This is a genomic window from Streptococcus sp. 2741 (genome assembly GCF_013276315.1).
In the GTDB taxonomy this organism is placed as follows: Bacteria; Bacillota; Bacilli; order Lactobacillales; family Streptococcaceae; genus Streptococcus; species Streptococcus pseudopneumoniae.
Window position 1 is genome coordinate 1 of the sequence record NZ_VMKU01000116.1, and the last position, 15,799, is coordinate 15,799.

Annotated in this window: 14 protein-coding genes, 4 pseudogenes and 1 other annotated feature; of the genes and pseudogenes, 14 read left to right on the forward strand and 4 right to left on the reverse strand. The window is 40.5% G+C overall.

Features of this window, described 5'->3' with window-relative positions; genetic code table 11:
• Positions 1 to 89: 89 nt before the first annotated feature.
• The 3 genes from HT671_RS09675 (at position 90) to rplL (ending at position 2,540) form a co-directional block, all read left to right on the forward strand.
• Positions 90 to 1,349 (forward strand): TRZ/ATZ family protein, encoded by a 1,260-nt coding sequence (locus HT671_RS09675; protein ID WP_000862496.1) that lies wholly within the window; start codon positions 90 to 92, stop codon positions 1,347 to 1,349.
• A 75-nt stretch (positions 1,350 to 1,424) separates the two neighbouring features.
• Positions 1,425 to 1,560, forward strand: a sequence feature (ribosomal protein L10 leader region).
• Between the two features lie 38 nt (positions 1,561 to 1,598).
• On the forward strand, positions 1,599 to 2,099 hold the full coding sequence (gene rplJ / locus HT671_RS09680; protein ID WP_001287278.1) for a 50S ribosomal protein L10: 501 nt from the start codon (positions 1,599 to 1,601) through the stop codon (positions 2,097 to 2,099).
• A 72-nt stretch (positions 2,100 to 2,171) separates the two neighbouring features.
• A complete protein-coding gene (gene rplL / locus HT671_RS09685) occupies positions 2,172 to 2,540 on the forward strand; it encodes a 50S ribosomal protein L7/L12 (RefSeq protein ID WP_001196965.1) in 369 nt (122 codons plus the stop codon).
• Between the two features lie 406 nt (positions 2,541 to 2,946).
• On the opposite strand, the gene gdhA is transcribed toward rplL, so the two are convergent.
• Positions 2,947 to 4,293 (reverse strand): NADP-specific glutamate dehydrogenase, encoded by a 1,347-nt coding sequence (gene gdhA / locus HT671_RS09690; RefSeq protein ID WP_000199528.1) that lies wholly within the window; start codon positions 4,291 to 4,293, stop codon positions 2,947 to 2,949.
• Positions 4,294 to 4,496: 203 nt separating this feature from the next.
• Between gdhA and HT671_RS11760 the strand changes: the two are divergent.
• Both HT671_RS11760 and HT671_RS09695 read left to right on the forward strand, forming a co-directional pair.
• A pseudogene (locus HT671_RS11760) lies at positions 4,497 to 4,677 on the forward strand (hypothetical protein); the annotation flags it as partial.
• 56 nt (positions 4,678 to 4,733) lie between these two features.
• Positions 4,734 to 5,268, forward strand: a pseudogene (locus HT671_RS09695) (transposase); the annotation flags it as partial.
• A gap of 111 nt (positions 5,269 to 5,379) precedes the next feature.
• Here HT671_RS09695 and HT671_RS12105 read toward each other — a convergent pair.
• Together HT671_RS12105 and HT671_RS09710 are read right to left on the reverse strand one after the other, a co-directional pair.
• Positions 5,380 to 6,043: pseudogene (locus tag HT671_RS12105) on the reverse strand (choline-binding protein C); the annotation flags it as partial.
• Positions 6,042 to 6,851, reverse strand: coding sequence for an HAD family hydrolase (locus HT671_RS09710; protein WP_000593560.1), 810 nt, complete (start codon positions 6,849 to 6,851; stop codon positions 6,042 to 6,044). The gene HT671_RS09710 and the pseudogene HT671_RS12105, both read right to left, overlap by 2 nt.
• Before the next feature lie 271 nt (positions 6,852 to 7,122).
• On the opposite strand from HT671_RS09710, the gene HT671_RS09715 reads away from it, so the two are divergent.
• Entirely contained in the window at positions 7,123 to 7,344 is a 222-nt protein-coding gene (locus HT671_RS09715) for an SP_0924 family bacteriocin-like peptide (protein ID WP_000602445.1), read from the forward strand.
• Positions 7,345 to 7,385: 41 nt separating this feature from the next.
• Positions 7,386 to 8,057 (forward strand): CPBP family intramembrane glutamic endopeptidase, encoded by a 672-nt coding sequence (locus tag HT671_RS09720; protein WP_000746011.1) that lies wholly within the window; start codon positions 7,386 to 7,388, stop codon positions 8,055 to 8,057.
• 51 nt (positions 8,058 to 8,108) lie between these two features.
• On the opposite strand, the pseudogene HT671_RS09725 reads toward HT671_RS09720, so the two are convergent.
• Positions 8,109 to 8,314 (reverse strand): annotated as a pseudogene (locus tag HT671_RS09725) (AraC family transcriptional regulator).
• Between HT671_RS09725 and HT671_RS09730 the strand changes: the two are divergent.
• The 7 genes from HT671_RS09730 (at position 8,307) to proC (ending at position 15,719) form a co-directional block, all read left to right on the forward strand.
• Positions 8,307 to 9,215 (forward strand): LysR family transcriptional regulator, encoded by a 909-nt coding sequence (locus HT671_RS09730; protein WP_001025687.1) that lies wholly within the window; start codon positions 8,307 to 8,309, stop codon positions 9,213 to 9,215. The pseudogene HT671_RS09725 and the gene HT671_RS09730 overlap by 8 nt on opposite strands.
• Complete coding sequence (gene lspA, locus HT671_RS09735) at positions 9,212 to 9,673, forward strand: signal peptidase II (RefSeq protein ID WP_000745672.1); 462 nt, start codon at positions 9,212 to 9,214, stop codon at positions 9,671 to 9,673. The genes HT671_RS09730 and lspA overlap by 4 nt, the downstream gene beginning before the upstream one ends.
• Positions 9,663 to 10,550, forward strand: a complete 888-nt coding sequence (locus tag HT671_RS09740) for an RluA family pseudouridine synthase (protein WP_000403212.1) — start codon at positions 9,663 to 9,665, stop codon at positions 10,548 to 10,550. The genes lspA and HT671_RS09740 overlap by 11 nt, the downstream gene beginning before the upstream one ends.
• Before the next feature lie 2 nt (positions 10,551 to 10,552).
• Positions 10,553 to 12,436, forward strand: coding sequence for a phosphorylcholine esterase CbpE (gene cbpE, locus HT671_RS09745; protein WP_000728244.1), 1,884 nt, complete (start codon positions 10,553 to 10,555; stop codon positions 12,434 to 12,436).
• A 100-nt stretch (positions 12,437 to 12,536) separates the two neighbouring features.
• Complete coding sequence (gene proB, locus HT671_RS09750; protein ID WP_000875755.1) at positions 12,537 to 13,646, forward strand: glutamate 5-kinase; 1,110 nt, start codon at positions 12,537 to 12,539, stop codon at positions 13,644 to 13,646.
• A gap of 9 nt (positions 13,647 to 13,655) precedes the next feature.
• Positions 13,656 to 14,918 carry a glutamate-5-semialdehyde dehydrogenase gene (locus HT671_RS09755; RefSeq protein WP_000254672.1) on the forward strand — a complete coding sequence of 421 codons (1,263 nt, stop codon included), beginning with the start codon at positions 13,656 to 13,658 and terminating at the stop codon, positions 14,916 to 14,918.
• 3 nt (positions 14,919 to 14,921) lie between these two features.
• The gene (gene proC, locus HT671_RS09760; RefSeq protein WP_000689703.1) at positions 14,922 to 15,719 is read left to right on the forward strand and encodes a pyrroline-5-carboxylate reductase; all 798 of its coding nucleotides are present in this window, start codon (positions 14,922 to 14,924) and stop codon (positions 15,717 to 15,719) included.
• Positions 15,720 to 15,799: the final 80 nt, after the last annotated feature.

Sequence of the window (15,799 nt, forward strand, 5' to 3'; positions counted from 1 at the left end):
CTGACGAAGTCAGTAACCACACCTACGGCAAAGTGAATCTGAAGTAGTTTGAAGAGAGTATAACTTGTCTTTTAGAAAAGGAGCCTATAATGAAAGTCTTTCAGAATGTAAATATCGTGACTTGTGATCAAGATTTCCATGTTTATCTTGATGGAATCTTAGCAGTCAAGGATTCTCAAATCGTCTATGTCGGTCAAGATAAGCCAGCGTTTTTAGAGCAAGCTGAGCAGATTATAGACTATCAGGGAGCTTGGATTATGCCTGGGTTGGTCAATTGCCACACCCATTCTGCTATGACAGGTTTGAGAGGAATTCGGGATGATAGCAATCTCCATGAATGGCTCAATGACTATATCTGGCCAGCAGAAGCTGAGTTTACTCCCGACATGACTACTAAGGCGGTCAAAGAAGCTCTGACAGAGATACTCCAGTCAGGAACAACAACCTTTAATGATATGTATAATCCCAATGGTGTGAATATTGAGCAGATTTATCAGGCAGTGAAAGATTCCAAGATGCGTTGTTATTTTTCTCCGACTCTTTTTTCTTCAGAGACAGAAACAACTGCTGAGACTATAAGCAGAACTCGATCCATCATAGACGAAATCTTAAAATATAAAAATCCAAATTTCAAGGTTATGGTAGCACCTCATTCTCCCTATAGCTGCAGTAGAGACTTGCTGGAAGCGAGTTTGGAAATGGCAAAAGAGCTTGCTATTCCAATCCATATCCATGTGGCGGAGACCAAGGAAGAATCAGGCATTATCCTGAAACGATACGGCAAACGCCCCCTCGCCTTTCTAGAAGAACTGGGTTACTTAGATCATCCGTCTGTCTTTGCTCATGGGGTCGAATTAAACGAGCGAGAAATTGAACGCTTGGCAACTTCTCAAGTGGCTATTGCTCACAATCCTATCAGTAATCTCAAACTGGCATCAGGAATTGCTCCAATTATCCAGCTCCAAAAAGCAGGAGTAGCAGTCGGAATTGCGACTGACTCGGTCGCTTCCAATAACAATCTTGATATGTTTGAGGAGGGACGGACTGCAGCCCTTCTTCAGAAGATGAAAAGTGGAGATGCCAGCCAATTTCCTATCGAAACAGCTCTCAAGGCACTGACAATCGAAGGGGCTAAGGTTCTAGGAATGGAAAATCAGATAGGAAGTCTAGAAGTCGGCAAGCAGGCAGATTTTCTCGTTATTCAACCACAAGGCAAAATCCATCTCCAACCTCAAGAAAATATGCTCTCTCACCTAGTTTATGCTGTCAAATCCAGTGATGTTGATGATGTCTATATTGCTGGAGAACAGGTTGTTAAGCAAGGTCAAGTTCTGACAGTAGAACTTTAGAAGAAAAATCACGAAAAATTTTAAAAAAAGTTTGTAAAAATCTTGCATTCTTTTTTTGACTATGCTATACTTATATACGGTTTGAAAAAACTGCCTAAGACAGTAGGGGAGCTCGACTCATAAATATCCTACCGAGGACAAAACGTATCATGTAAAAAGAAGCGTATTGTACTTTCGTGTCTAGGTTTGGGCGCGTTTTTCTTTTGGAAAAATTCCCCAAGCAAAATAATTACGGAGGTGAACACACTAATGAGTGAAGCAATTATTGCTAAAAAAGCGGAACTAGTTGACGTAGTAGCTGAAAAAATGAAAGCTGCTGCATCTATCGTCGTTGTAGACGCTCGTGGTTTGACAGTTGAGCAAGATACAGTTCTTCGTCGTGAGCTTCGTGGAAGCGAAGTTGAGTATAAAGTCATTAAAAACTCAATCTTGCGTCGTGCAGCTGAAAAAGCTGGTCTTGAAGATCTTGCATCAGTATTCGTTGGACCATCTGCAGTAGCATTTTCTAACGAAGATGTTATTGCACCAGCGAAAATCTTGAACGACTTTTCTAAAAACGCTGAAGCACTTGAAATCAAAGGTGGTGCAATCGAAGGCGCTGTCGCATCTAAAGAAGAGATTCTTGCACTTGCAACTCTTCCAAACCGCGAAGGACTTCTTTCTATGCTCCTTTCTGTACTTCAAGCGCCAGTGCGCAACGTTGCTCTTGCAGTCAAAGCGGTTGCAGAAAGCAAAGAAGACGCAGCTTAATCTTAAGCTACGTAGCGTAGCCTAGCTACGAAAATCTATTATAAATTTAAAACATATTTGGAGGAAATAACAATGGCATTGAACATTGAAAACATTATTGCTGAAATTAAAGAAGCTTCAATCCTTGAATTGAACGACCTTGTAAAAGCTATCGAAGAAGAATTTGGTGTAACTGCAGCTGCTCCTGTAGCTGTTGCTGCAGCTGGTGCTGCTGACGCTGGTGCTGCTAAAGATTCATTCGACGTTGAATTGACATCTGCAGGCGACAAAAAAGTTGGCGTTATCAAAGTTGTACGTGAAATCACAGGTCTTGGTCTTAAAGAAGCTAAAGAACTTGTTGACGGTGCACCAGCACTTGTTAAAGAAGGCGTTGCAACTGCAGAAGCTGAAGAAATCAAAGCTAAATTGGAAGAAGCTGGAGCTTCAGTTACTCTTAAATAATAGAGCGACTACATTAGTAGCTTAAAAACATGATTAAATCGCTATTCTTAGGAGTAGTGGTTTTTCTTTTTGTTTAAGAAGTTGGCGAGTAAGTAATACTCAATGAAAATCAAAGAGCAAACTAGGAAACTAGCCGCAGGCTGCTCAAAACANNGACGAAGTCAGTAACATATCTACGGTAAGGCGACGCTGACGTGGTTTGAAGAGATTTTCGAAAAGTATAAAATAGATTGAATTTAGAATAGTCCACTGAGTTTTATAAAACATTGTTAGAAATTGGTTTGAATTCCGCAATCAATTTGTTCGGTTTTTATTTCATTTAATTTAATTAAATTAGAATTTCCCAACCGTTTAACTCAAGATAAAAATCCCCAATCGAAGCGATTGAGGATTAAGCAAATGAATCTTAAACAATACCTTGGGCAATCATAGCGTTTGCTACATTTTCAAATGCAGCAATGTTTGCTCCTGCAAGATAGTCTTTATCAAGACCATATGTTTCTGAAGTTGTTTTAGCTGTGTTGAAGATGTTTGTCATGATGTCTTTGAGACGTCCATCAACTTCCTCACGAGTCCATGAGAGGCGAAGACTGTTTTGGCTCATTTCAAGGGCTGAAACGGCTACACCACCAGCGTTGGCAGCTTTGGCAGGTCCGTAGAAGATACCATTTTCTTTGTAGATTTTGATGGCATCAAGGTCGCTCGGCATGTTGGCACCTTCAGATACACAGATAACGCCTTGAGCAACCAAACGTTTAGCTGCTTCACCGTTGATTTCGTTTTGAGTAGCACATGGAAGCGCAATATCATAGTTTCCAGCGTAAGTCCATACAGAACCTTCGTGATATGTTGCAGTTGCTTTCTCAGCTGCATACTCAGTCAAACGAGCACGACGTTTCTCTTTAACATCAACCAAAAGATCGAAGTCGATACCATTTTCATCGATGACATAACCGTTTGAGTCAGATACAGAGATGACAGTAGCGCCAAGTTCAGTCGCTTTTTGAAGAGCGTATTGAGCAACGTTCCCAGAACCTGAAATAACCACTTTCTTACCAGCAAAGCTATTACCGTTAGCTTTCAGCATTTCTTCAGTATAGTAAACCAAACCGTAACCAGTTGCTTCTGGACGAATCAAGCTACCACCAAATTCAAGAGGCTTACCAGTCAAGACACCAGCATCAAATTGGTTAAGACGCTTGTATTGACCATAAAGGTAACCAATTTCACGTCCACCTACGCCGATATCACCAGCAGGTACGTCAAGTGATGGTCCGATGTGTTTTTGCAACTCAGTCATGAAGCTTTGGCAGAAGCGCATCACTTCAGCATCTGTTTTACCTTTAGGATCGAAGTCTGATCCACCTTTACCTCCACCGATTGGAAGTCCAGTCAAGACGTTTTTGAAGATTTGTTCAAATCCGAGGAATTTCAAAATCCCTTGGTTTACAGTTGGGTGGAAACGAAGTCCTCCTTTGTATGGTCCAACAGCTGAGTTGAATTGAACACGGTAACCACGGTTTACTTGAATTTTTCCATCACGGTCAACCCAAGGAACACGGAAAGAAATTACGCGCTCAGGCTCAGTAATACGTGCCAAGATATTTTCTTCGATATACTCAGGGTGTTTTTCAAATACAGGTTCCAAAGTGTTGAAAAATTCTTCAACAGCTTGGAGGAATTCAGCCTCGTGCCCATTACGAGCTTTTACAGTTTCAAACACGCTTTGGATATATTCTTTAGCAGATGTCATATCGTTCTCCTTTTGTTGTCATATTTTATTACATGAGCTATTATAGCAGAATTTTTTTAAACTGTAAAGAGAAAAACAAAAATTTTCTAAAAATTCTTTCAATTTAGTTTTAAGACTTTTTGAAAATAGACAAAAAACGAACCTTTTTCTTGTAAATATCTTTCTCAAAGAGAAAATCTGAAAATATGCTATAAGAAAAGAAAATGTTTAGCAATTCAGAAATCACTTGTTAATTTATCCATGATATGTTAGATTTGCCAGCAAAACTATGACCATTTTGGAGGAAAGAAATATTTACATCTCCTTATTCAGGGCAGGATTTTCTATACAAGTATAGATGTCTTGCTGGAGTTGGATCATGGAACCCAAGCGGTTATTGAGATTTAGAACTATCATCAGAATTTTTTCATTAGACTTGTTCGGTAACCATAAAGTACTATACTATCTATGAACAAGACCCAGAAAAAGTAGCCTTATTTCTTAAGAATTTTAATAGTTTAAAGCACTTAGCACCTGTTTATATTGATGAAACAGGATTCGATACTTACTTTTATCGAGAATATGGTCGCTCATCAAAGGGTCAGTTAATAGGAGGTAAAGTCTCTGGAAGAAGATATCAGGGGATTTCTTTGGTTGCAGGTCTAACAAATGGTGACTTAATCGCTCCAATGACCTACGAAGAGACGATGACGAGCGACTTTTTTGAAGCATGGTTTCAGAAATTTCTCTTACCAACATTAACCACACCCTCAGTTATTATTATGGATAATGCAAGATTCCAATAGAATAGCTAGGATAGAATTCTTGTGTGAAGAGTTTGGGTATAAACTTTTACCCCTTCCTCCCTACTCACCTGAGTACAATCCTATTGAGAAGACATGTGCTCATATCAAAAAGCACCTCAAAAAGGTATTACCAAGTTGCAATACCTTTTACGAGGCTCTTTTGTCCCACTCTTGTTTCAGTTTGTTATAAACACCTAAGATAAGAGCTATACTAGGTAAATAAAAATCTCTATACTATTTGAAAGTGAAGACTACTCACTGTGAGATAGTATAGAGTATTTTTGTTGTAGTTAAACCATCCTACCCATTCCCCATTGTAATTAACACGGTAACCGTCTGGTGTAGTCGTATTGATTGCTAGAGCACCAGAGCTATAAGCATAGTACCATTTGCCAGATACCTTCATCCAGCCTGTTTTCATAGCACCTGAACCGTCGAGATAGTACCAAGTCTCACCGTCTTTCAACCAACCTGCTTGCATCCAGACTGAACTATCGAAGCGATACCAGATATTATCTAATTTTGCCCACTGATTGTAAGGGTAAGATCCCATCAAGTTGCATAAACTACCAACGCGAGCCAGCTTGTCGCCAAAAACCCATACTTTTACCTACTTCTTGCATTTGGTTAAAGAAATTGTAGGAATTATTCGTTGTACTCTTATTTTCATTTTTGATTTTATGAGTTCCGATAGCCTTCAAATTTTTGTCAAAAAGATTCGCCTTAGTCGCAAATGTTTGAATCTGAGAAGAGTAGGCTTCTATGTATTGAATGGCTTTTCCATAACCACCAGCTAATTCTTCAGAGCCACCAGATGATGTTCCGAAACTTTGTGCAACGGTAATCCATCCATTTTGAGTAACAGGGTTTTCAAAGGCTGCCAAACCCATATAGGTCAATTCTGGATTGATTAAGGATTCGTAGTGTCCAGTTTGATCAGAGACATTTGCTCCGCTACGAGATTTATAGAATATATTTCTCAATGGTACGCGCAACACCGTCTTCTTCGTTGCTTGCTGTAACGGCATCCGCAAGAGATTTGACATAATCGCTTGCATTTCCCATTGCAATGCCCATCCCTGCAAACTGGAGCATTTCGATATCGTTATTAGCATCGCCCATGGCCATAATCTCTGAGGAATCAATCTTCAAAATCTCTGCTAATCGTGAAAGAGCGGTAGCCTTGGTCGTTCCAAGTGGCATAGCTTCATAAATGACAGGCTGCGAACGAACTCCACTGAATCGTTGGCAGAGTTCCTCAGCAAAACGCTGCTCAAAATCGTCTGTTTGTTCTTCGTTGCCCAAAAACATGCCTTGGAACATACGATATTTACCACTAGTCGCTTCCTCAAGGGAAATTTCAGTCAAGTCTGAAAAGACTAGGTCGGCATCATTCTGGATGACTTGATTAGGCTTGCCACCGAGGACGAAATAATGTTTCTCATCAAAAAGAGTCAACTGAACATCACTTTTTTCAGCTAGATCATAGAGGTATTCGATGTCTGCTGGACTAAGTTCTTGCCAGTCAACTAGTCCCCAGTCACTTGTCTGGTGAGTTGAGCAACCATTGTTAACAATCACATACTCATTCTGGAGGCCAAGCCCCAGTTTTTTGTAGTAGGGGAGGACACCGAAAAGCGGGCGACCCGTACAAAGAACCAATTTGACACCTTTTTCAATAGCTTGGTGAATAGCAGTAATGTGAGCTTGTGGAATTTCCTTGGCTTCATCGAGGAGGGTTCCGTCCATATCCAAGGCTAGTAGTTTAATCATAGGTCTTCCTTCTTTATCTTTTGGTATTATTATAACATATTTTGGAGAAGATGACGGTCAAAGGGACAGGAGCTAATTGATTTTGCAGTTTAGGACGTTTTGATGACAATTCATGATTTGAAGAGGATATTTGGCCAAGATATGTTATACTAAACTTGTCAACGTTGCAACTAGACAAATTAAAAAACCAACTTAATATAATAGTTTTTTGTAAGTAGGTATGAGTATCAGATTACTCAACTAATCTAAACAATAACGGAGGAAATATATCATGATTTTAATGACAAAAAATATAAATCTAACAAATGAAGAATTAGAGCTGATACAAGGTGGAGCAGATCCCTATGGAAAAGAACCTAATGGTTATTTTCCTTGGCAAATAGAGCCGGTATTAACTATGCCGGTTCATGGATTTTGTCCCAGAGGAACCTATGATTTAGGATATATTGGAGGAGGCAATCATCTTTGCAAAGGAAGTCCTGCGAGATTTTAAGTAAAATTTATTAGGAATATGGAGAAAACAGAGGATTTAATATGAAAAAACGGATTATTCAGATTTTACTAGCATTATCCTTAATTTTTTACAAATCAACTTGGTTTTGGGGAATTTTCAATCACCTCGCAAAGCCCTATCTACCAGCAAGTCGTGAATTTTTTCAGATTCTGCTTTGGATGGAGAGTGGAGGTCTTTTATTAGCGGTCATCTATCTACTAGTTTTTGCAGGAAAGAAGACTTTTCATTTCAAATGGCAGCTGAGGCACTTTATCTACCTTTTACTGGGTTACATCATTTTGTATATGTCTGACGTCCTCTTGTCTTATTTCATACCCTCGTCTTCAAATCAAATTTCTTTGAATGAAACGATAGAAATGATAGGGAGACAGGAATTACCCTATTTCTTGCTCATGGCTTGCTTCATCGGCCCTATTGCTGAGGAATTGATTTATCGCGGTGTGCTTATGACAACCTTTTTCAAAAACTCGCCTTGGTACGGAGATGTCTTGCTTTCTGCTATTATTTTCGGTTATATTCATATCAATTTTGCTTTAACTCCTCTTGCTTTTTTCATTTATGCTAGTGGAGGTCTCATTTTAGCTCTACTGTATCGCATGACAAAAAATCTCTACTATCCAATACTAGTTCATATTCTCATCAATATCACTGCCTTCTGGAATGTATGGTTACTCCTATTTTCAGGAAGTTAGCTTACTAAAAAAATGTCGGAACTTTCCGGCATTTTCTTTTTTCACAAATAGTCAACGTTTTTCTTTTCGATATTGGAGTGGTGTGTATCCAGTTATTTTTTGAATTGATTTTGAAAATAAGGTTGGCTTGAGAAAGGCAGATAGTGAAGATAGTTAAGAAGGTTAAGAAGAATAGGATGTTCTTTTTTCCTTTTTGGAAAACTTCTAAAATATGGTATAATGAAAAGATAAAGAAGTTGGAGGTAGAAGATGAACATTCAACAATTACGCTATGTTGTGGCCATTGCCAATAGCGGTACTTTTCGTGAAGCTGCTGAAAAGATGTATGTTAGTCAGCCGAGTCTGTCTATTTCTGTTCGTGATTTGGAAAAAGAATTGGGTTTTAAGATTTTCCGTCGGACCAGCTCAGGGACTTTCTTGACTCGTCGTGGTATGGAATTCTATGAAAAAGCGCAAGAATTGGTTAAAGGATTTGATATTTTTCAAAATCAGTATGCCCATCCTGAGGAAGAAAAGGATGAATTTTCCATTGCCAGTCAGCACTATGACTTCTTGCCACCAACCATTACGGCCTTTTCAGAGCGCTATCCTGATTATAAGAACTTCCGTATTTTTGAATCAACTACTGTTCAAATTTTAGACGAAGTAGCGCAAGGTCACAGTGAGATTGGGATTATCTACCTCAATAATCAAAATAAAAAAGGGATTATGCAACGGGTTGAAAAGTTAGGCCTAGAGGTTATTGAACTAATTCCCTTCCATACCCATATTTATCTCCGTGAGGGGCATCCTTTAGCTCAGAAAGAGGAATTGGTCATGGAGGATTTAGCGGATCTACCAACGGTTCGTTTCACGCAAGAGAAAGACGAGTATCTTTATTATTCAGAGAACTTTGTTGATACCAGCGCGAGCTCGCAGATGTTTAATGTGACAGACCGTGCTACTTTGAATGGTATTTTGGAGCGGACGGACGCTTATGCGACAGGTTCTGGATTTTTAGATAGTGACAGTGTGAATGGCATCACAGTTATTCGTCTCAAGGATAACCTAGATAACCGCATGGTCTATGTTAAACGTGAAGAAGTGGAGCTGAGTCAAGCTGGAACTCTTTTCGTAGAAGTCATGCAAGAATATTTTAATCAGAAGAGGAAATCATGAAAAAAAGAGGAATAGTGGCAGTCATTGTACTGCTTTTGATTGCGCTGGATCAGTTAGTTAAATCCTATATCGTCCAACAGATTCCACTGGGTGAAGTGCGCTCCTGGATTCCCAATTTCGTTAGCTTGACCTACCTGCAAAATCGAGGGGCAGCCTTTTCTATCTTACAAGATCAGCAGTTGTTATTCGCTGTCATTACCCTGGTCGTCGTGGTAGGTGCCATTTGGTATCTACATAAGCACATGGAGGACTCATTCTGGATGGTCTTGGGTTTGACTCTGATAATCGCGGGTGGTCTTGGAAACTTTATTGACAGGGTCAGTCAGGGCTTTGTTGTGGATATGTTTCACCTTGACTTTATCAATTTTGCAATTTTCAATGTGGCAGATAGCTATCTGACTGTTGGAGTGATTATTTTATTGATTGCAATGCTAAAAGAGGAAATAAATGGAAATTAAAATTGAAACTGGTGGCCTGCGTTTAGATAAGGCTTTGTCAGATTTGACAGAATTATCACGTAGTCTCGCGAATGAACAAATCAAATCAGGCCAGGTCTTGGTCAATGGCCAAGTCAAGAAAGCTAAATACACTGTCCAAGAGGGCGATGTCGTCACTTACCATGTGCCAGAACCAGAGGTTTTAGAGTATGTGGCTGAGGATCTTCCGCTAGAAATCATCTACCAAGATGAGGATGTGGCTGTTGTCAACAAACCTCAGGGAATGGTTGTGCATCCGAGTGCTGGTCATACTAGTGGAACCCTAGTAAATGCCCTTATGTATCATATTAAGGACTTGTCGGGTATCAATGGGGTTCTGCGTCCAGGAATTGTTCATCGTATTGATAAGGATACGTCAGGTCTTCTTATGATTGCTAAAAATGATGAGGCGCATCTAGCACTTGCCCAAGAACTCAAGGATAAAAAGTCTCTCCGCAAATATTGGGCGATTGTTCATGGAAATTTGCCCAATGATCGCGGTGTGATTGAAGCACCGATTGGCCGGAGTGAAAAAGATCGTAAGAAACAGGCTGTGACTGCTAAAGGGAAACCTGCAGTAACTCGTTTCCACGTCTTGGAACGCTTTGGCGATTATAGCTTAGTGGAGTTGCAACTAGAGACAGGGCGTACCCATCAGATTCGTGTCCACATGGCTTATATCGGTCATCCAGTTGCTGGGGATGAAGTCTATGGTCCTCGTAAGACACTTAAGGGGCATGGACAATTTCTTCATGCCAAGACTCTAGGTTTTACTCATCCGAGAACAGGTGAGACCTTAGAATTTACAGCAGATATCCCAGCAATTTTTAAGGAAACATTGGAGAGATTGAGGAAGTAAGAATGAAAAAGAAATTAACTAGTTTAGCACTTGCAGGCGCTTTTTTAGGCTTGTCATGGTATGGAAATGTTCAAGCTCAAGAAAGTTCAGGAAATAAAATCCACTTTATAAATGTTCATGAAGGTGGCAGTGATGCGATTATTCTTGAAAGCAATGGACATTTTGCCATGGTGGATACAGGAGAAGATTATGATTTCCCAGATGGAAGTGATTCTCGTTATCCATGGAGACAGGGTATCAATACAACTTATAAGCATGTTCTAACAGACCGTGTCTTTCGTCGTTTGAAGGAATTGGGTGTCCAAAAACTTGATTTTATTTTGGTAACCCATACCCACAGTGACCATATTGGAAATGTTGATGAATTACTGTCTACCTATCCAGTTGACCGAGTCTATCTTAAGAAATATAGTGATAATCGTATTACTAAGCCTGAACGTCTTTGGGATAATCTGTATGGCTATGATAAGGTTTTAAAGACTGCTGCTGAAAAAGGTGTTTCAGTTATTCAAAATATCACACAAGGAGATGCTCATTTTCAGTTTGGAGACATGGATATTCAACTATATAATTATGAAAATGAAACAGATTCATCAGGTGAATTAAAGAAAATTTGGGATGATAATTCCAATTCCTTGATTAGCGTAGTAAAAGTCAATGGTAAGAAAATTTACCTTGGGGGCGACTTAGATAATGTGCATGGAGCGGAAGATAAGTATGGACCTCTCATTGGAAAAGTTGATTTGATGAAGTTTAATCATCACCATGATACCAACAAATCAAATACCAAGGATTTTATTAAAAATTTGAGTCCGAGTTTGATTGTTCAAACTTCGGATAGTCTACCTTGGAAAAATGGTGTTGATAGTGAGTATGTTAATTGGCTCAAAGAACGAGGAATTGAGAGAATCAACGCAGCCAGCAAAGACTATGATGCAACAGTTTTTGATATTCGACAAGACGGTTTAGTAAACATTTCAACTTCCTACAAGCCTATTCCAAGTTTTCAAGCTGGTTGGCATAAGAGTTCATATGGAAACTGGTGGTATCAAGCGCCTGATTCTACAGGAGAATATGCTGTCGGTTGGAATGAAATTAAGGGTGAATGGTATTACTTTAACCAAACGGGTATCTTATTACAGAATCAATGGAAAAAATGGAACAATCGTTGGTTCTATTTGACAAACTCTGGTGTTGCTGCTAAAAATTGGAAGAAAATCGCTGGAATCTGGTATTATTTTAACAAAGAAAACCAGATGGAAATTGGTTGGATTCAAGATAAAGAGCAGTGGTATTATTTGGATGTTGATGGCTCTATGAAGACAGGTTGGCTTCAATATAAGGGGCAATGGTATTACTTTGCTCCATCAGGGGAAATGAAAACGGGCTGGGTAAAAGATAAAGAAGCCTGGTACTATATGGATTCTACTGGTATCATGAAGACAGGTGAGATAGAAGTTGCTGGACATCATTACTATCTAGAAGAATCAGGAGCTATGAAGCAAGGCTGGCTTAAAAAGGCAAATGATTGGTATTTCTACAAGACAGATGGTTCACGAGCTATAGGTTGGATTAAAGACAAGGATAAATGGTACTTCTTGAAAGAAAATGGTCAATTACTTGTGAATGGTAAGACACCAGAAGGCTATACTGTGGATTCAAGTGGTGCCTGGTTAGTGGATGTTCCGATCGAGAAATCTGCTACAATTAAAACTACAAGTCATTCAGAAATAAAAGAATCCAAAGAAGTAGTGAAAAAGGATCTTGAAAATAAAGAAACGAGTCAACATGAAAGTGTTACAAATTCTTCAACTAGTCAAGATTTGACATCCTCAACTTCACAAAGCTCTGAAACGAGTGTAAACAAATCGGAATCAGAACAGTAGTAGAAAAGAAGGTTTTAGGGCCTTCTTTTTCCTATCAACTCTTTTCTATTTCCTGTTATTCATGTTATAATGGATAAATATGAATAATCGGAGTGAGACTATGAAATACAAACGGATTGTCTTTAAGGTGGGTACTTCTTCTCTGACAAATGAGGATGGAAGTTTATCACGTAGTAAGGTAAAGGATATTACCCAGCAGTTGGCTATGCTGCACGAGGCTGGTCATGAGTTGATTTTGGTGTCTTCAGGTGCCATTGCGGCTGGTTTTGGAGCCTTAGGATTTAAAAAGCGTCCGACTAAAATTGCTGATAAACAGGCTTCAGCAGCGGTAGGACAAGGGCTTTTGTTGGAAGAATACACGACCAATCTTCTCTTGCGCCAAATCGTTTCTGCACAAATCTTGCTAACCCAGGATGACTTTGTAGATAAGCGTCGTTATAAAAATGCCCATCAGGCTTTGTCGGTTTTACTTAGCCGTGGGGCGATTCCTATCATCAATGAGAATGATAGTGTTGTTATTGATGAGCTCAAGGTTGGGGACAATGATACTCTGAGTGCACAGGTGGCGGCCATGGTCCAAGCAGACCTTTTGATCCTCTTGACAGACGTAGATGGTCTCTATACAGGAAATCCTAATTCAGATCCAAGAGCCAAACGTTTGGAGCAAATCGAGACTATCAATCGTGAGATTATCGATATGGCCGGTGGAGCTGGTTCGTCAAACGGAACTGGGGGCATGTTAACCAAAATCAAAGCTGCAACTATTGCGACAGAATCGGGTGTTCCTGTTTATATCTGCTCATCCTTGAAGTCAGATGCCATGATTGAAGCGGCTGAGGAGACCAAGGATGGTTCCTACTTTGTTGCGCAAGAGAAGGGGCTTCGTACCCAGAAACAATGGCTGGCCTTTTATGCTCAGAGTCAAGGTTCTATTTGGGTTGATAAAGGGGCTGCGGAAGCTCTCTCTCAACATGGAAAGAGTCTTCTCTTATCTGGTATCGTTGAAGCAGAAGGAGCCTTTTCTTACGGTGATATCGTGACAGTATTTGATAAGGAAAGTGGAAAATCACTTGGAAAAGGACGCGTGCAATTTGGAGCATCTGCTTTGGAGGATATGTTGCGTTCTCAAAAAGCCAAGGGTGTCTTGATTTACCGTGACGACTGGATTTCCATTACTCCTGAAATCCAACTACTTTTTACAGAATTTTAGAGGTAAACTATGGTGAGTAGACAAGAACAATTTGAACAGGTACAGGCTGTTAAAAAATCGATTAACACAGCTAGTGAAGAAGTGAAAAACCAAGCCTTGCTAGCCATGGCTGATCACTTAGTGGCTGCTACTGAGGAAATTTTAGCGGCTAATGCCCTCGATATGGCAGCGGCTAAGGGGAAAATCTCAGATGTGATGTTGGATCGTCTTTATTTGGATGCAGATCGTATAGAAGCGATGGCAAGAGGAATTCGTGAAGTGGTTGCCTTCCCAGATCCAATCGGTGAAGTTTTAGAAACAAGTCAGCTTGAAAATGGTTTGGTTATCACAAAAAAACGTGTAGCTATGGGTGTCATCGGTATTATCTATGAAAGCCGTCCAAATGTGACGTCTGATGCGGCTGCTTTGACTCTTAAGAGTGGAAATGCGGTTGTTCTTCGTAGTGGTAAGGATGCCTATCAAACAACCCATGCCATTGTCACAGCCTTGAAGAAGGGCTTGGAGACGACTACTATTCACCCAAATGTGATTCAACTGGTGGAAGATACTAGCCATGAAAGTAGTTATGCTATGATGAAGGCCAAGGGCTATCTAGACCTCCTCATTCCTCGTGGAGGAGCTGGCTTGATCAATGCAGTGGTTGAGAATGCGATTGTACCTGTTATCGAGACAGGGACTGGGATTGTCCATGTCTATGTGGATAAGGATGCAGACGAAGACAAGGCGCTGTCTATCATCAACAATGCTAAAACCAGTCGTCCCTCTGTTTGCAATGCCATGGAGGTTCTGCTGGTTCATGAAGACAAGGCAGCAAGCTTCCTTCCTCGCTTGGAGCAAGTTCTAGTTGCAGAGCGTAAAGAAGTTGGGTTGGAACCAATTCAATTCCGCTTGGATGAGAAAGCCAGTCAGTTTCTTTCAGGTCAAGCAGCTGAGGCACAAGACTTTGACACCGAGTTTTTAGACTATGTCTTAGCTGTTAAGGTTGTGAGCAGTTTAGAAGAAGCGGTTGCCCATATTGAAGCCCATAGTACCCATCATTCGGATGCCATTGTAACGGAAAATGCTGAAGCTGCAGCTTACTTTACAGATCAAGTGGACTCTGCAGCTGTCTATGTCAATGCCTCAACTCGTTTTACCGATGGTGGACAATTTGGTCTTGGATGTGAGATGGGAATTTCTACTCAGAAATTGCACGCGCGTGGTCCCATGGGCTTGAAAGAGTTGACTAGCTACAAGTATGTGGTTACTGGTGATGGACAGATAAGGGAGTAAGAGATGAAGATTGGATTTATCGGTTTGGGGAATATGGGTGCTAGCTTGGCAAAATCTGTCTTGCAGACTAGGACGTCAGATGAGATTCTCCTTGCCAATCGTAGTCAAGCTAAGGTAGATGCTTTCATTGCAGACTTTGGTGGTCAGGCTTCCAGCAATGAAGAAATGTTTGCAGAAGCAGATGTGATTTTTCTAGGAGTGAAGCCTGCTCAGTTCTCAGACTTGCTTTCTCAATACCAGACTATCCTTGAAAAACGAGAGAGTCTTCTTTTGATTTCGATGGCAGCTGGATTGACCTTGGGAAAACTCGCTAGTCTTCTTCCAAGTCAGCACAGAATTATTCGTATGATGCCCAATACCCCTGCTTCTATCGGACAAGGAGTGATTAGTTATGCCTTGTCTTCTAATTGCAGGGCTGAGGACAGTGAGCTCTTTTGTCAGCTTTTAGCCAAGGCTGGTCTTTTGGTTGAACTTGGAGAAAGCTTAATAGATGCAGCGACAGGTCTTGCAGGTTGTGGACCAGCCTTTGTCTATCTTTTTATCGAGGCCTTGGCAGATGCAGGTGTTCAGACTGGATTGCCACGAGAAACAGCATTGAAAATGGCAGCTCAAACTGTGGTAGGAGCTGGACAATTGGTCCTTGAAAGTCAGCAACATCCTGGAGTTTTGAAAGACCAAGTTTGCAGCCCAGGCGGTTCGACTATCGCTGGTGTAGCGAGCCTAGAAGCGCATGCTTTTCGAGGAACGGTCATGGATGCAGTTGGTCAAGCCTACAAACGAACACAAGAACTAGGTAAATAAGAGGTGGATTTGTCTGCCTCTTTTATGGTGGTTGATACTCTTCGAAAATCTCTTCAAACTGCGTCAGCTTCCATCTGCAA

Coding starts and splice junctions, on each gene's coding strand:
- HT671_RS09675 (WP_000862496.1), top strand. CDS start 90: ATGAAAGTCTTTCAGAATGTAAATATCGTGACTTGTGATCAAGATTTC.
- rplJ (WP_001287278.1), top strand. CDS start 1,599: ATGAGTGAAGCAATTATTGCTAAAAAAGCGGAACTAGTTGACGTAGTA.
- rplL (WP_001196965.1), top strand. CDS start 2,172: ATGGCATTGAACATTGAAAACATTATTGCTGAAATTAAAGAAGCTTCA.
- gdhA (WP_000199528.1), bottom strand. CDS start 4,293: ATGACATCTGCTAAAGAATATATCCAAAGCGTGTTTGAAACTGTAAAA.
- HT671_RS09710 (WP_000593560.1), bottom strand. CDS start 6,851: ATGATTAAACTACTAGCCTTGGATATGGACGGAACCCTCCTCGATGAA.
- HT671_RS09715 (WP_000602445.1), top strand. CDS start 7,123: ATGATTTTAATGACAAAAAATATAAATCTAACAAATGAAGAATTAGAG.
- HT671_RS09720 (WP_000746011.1), top strand. CDS start 7,386: ATGAAAAAACGGATTATTCAGATTTTACTAGCATTATCCTTAATTTTT.
- HT671_RS09730 (WP_001025687.1), top strand. CDS start 8,307: ATGAACATTCAACAATTACGCTATGTTGTGGCCATTGCCAATAGCGGT.
- lspA (WP_000745672.1), top strand. CDS start 9,212: ATGAAAAAAAGAGGAATAGTGGCAGTCATTGTACTGCTTTTGATTGCG.
- HT671_RS09740 (WP_000403212.1), top strand. CDS start 9,663: ATGGAAATTAAAATTGAAACTGGTGGCCTGCGTTTAGATAAGGCTTTG.
- cbpE (WP_000728244.1), top strand. CDS start 10,553: ATGAAAAAGAAATTAACTAGTTTAGCACTTGCAGGCGCTTTTTTAGGC.
- proB (WP_000875755.1), top strand. CDS start 12,537: ATGAAATACAAACGGATTGTCTTTAAGGTGGGTACTTCTTCTCTGACA.
- HT671_RS09755 (WP_000254672.1), top strand. CDS start 13,656: ATGGTGAGTAGACAAGAACAATTTGAACAGGTACAGGCTGTTAAAAAA.
- proC (WP_000689703.1), top strand. CDS start 14,922: ATGAAGATTGGATTTATCGGTTTGGGGAATATGGGTGCTAGCTTGGCA.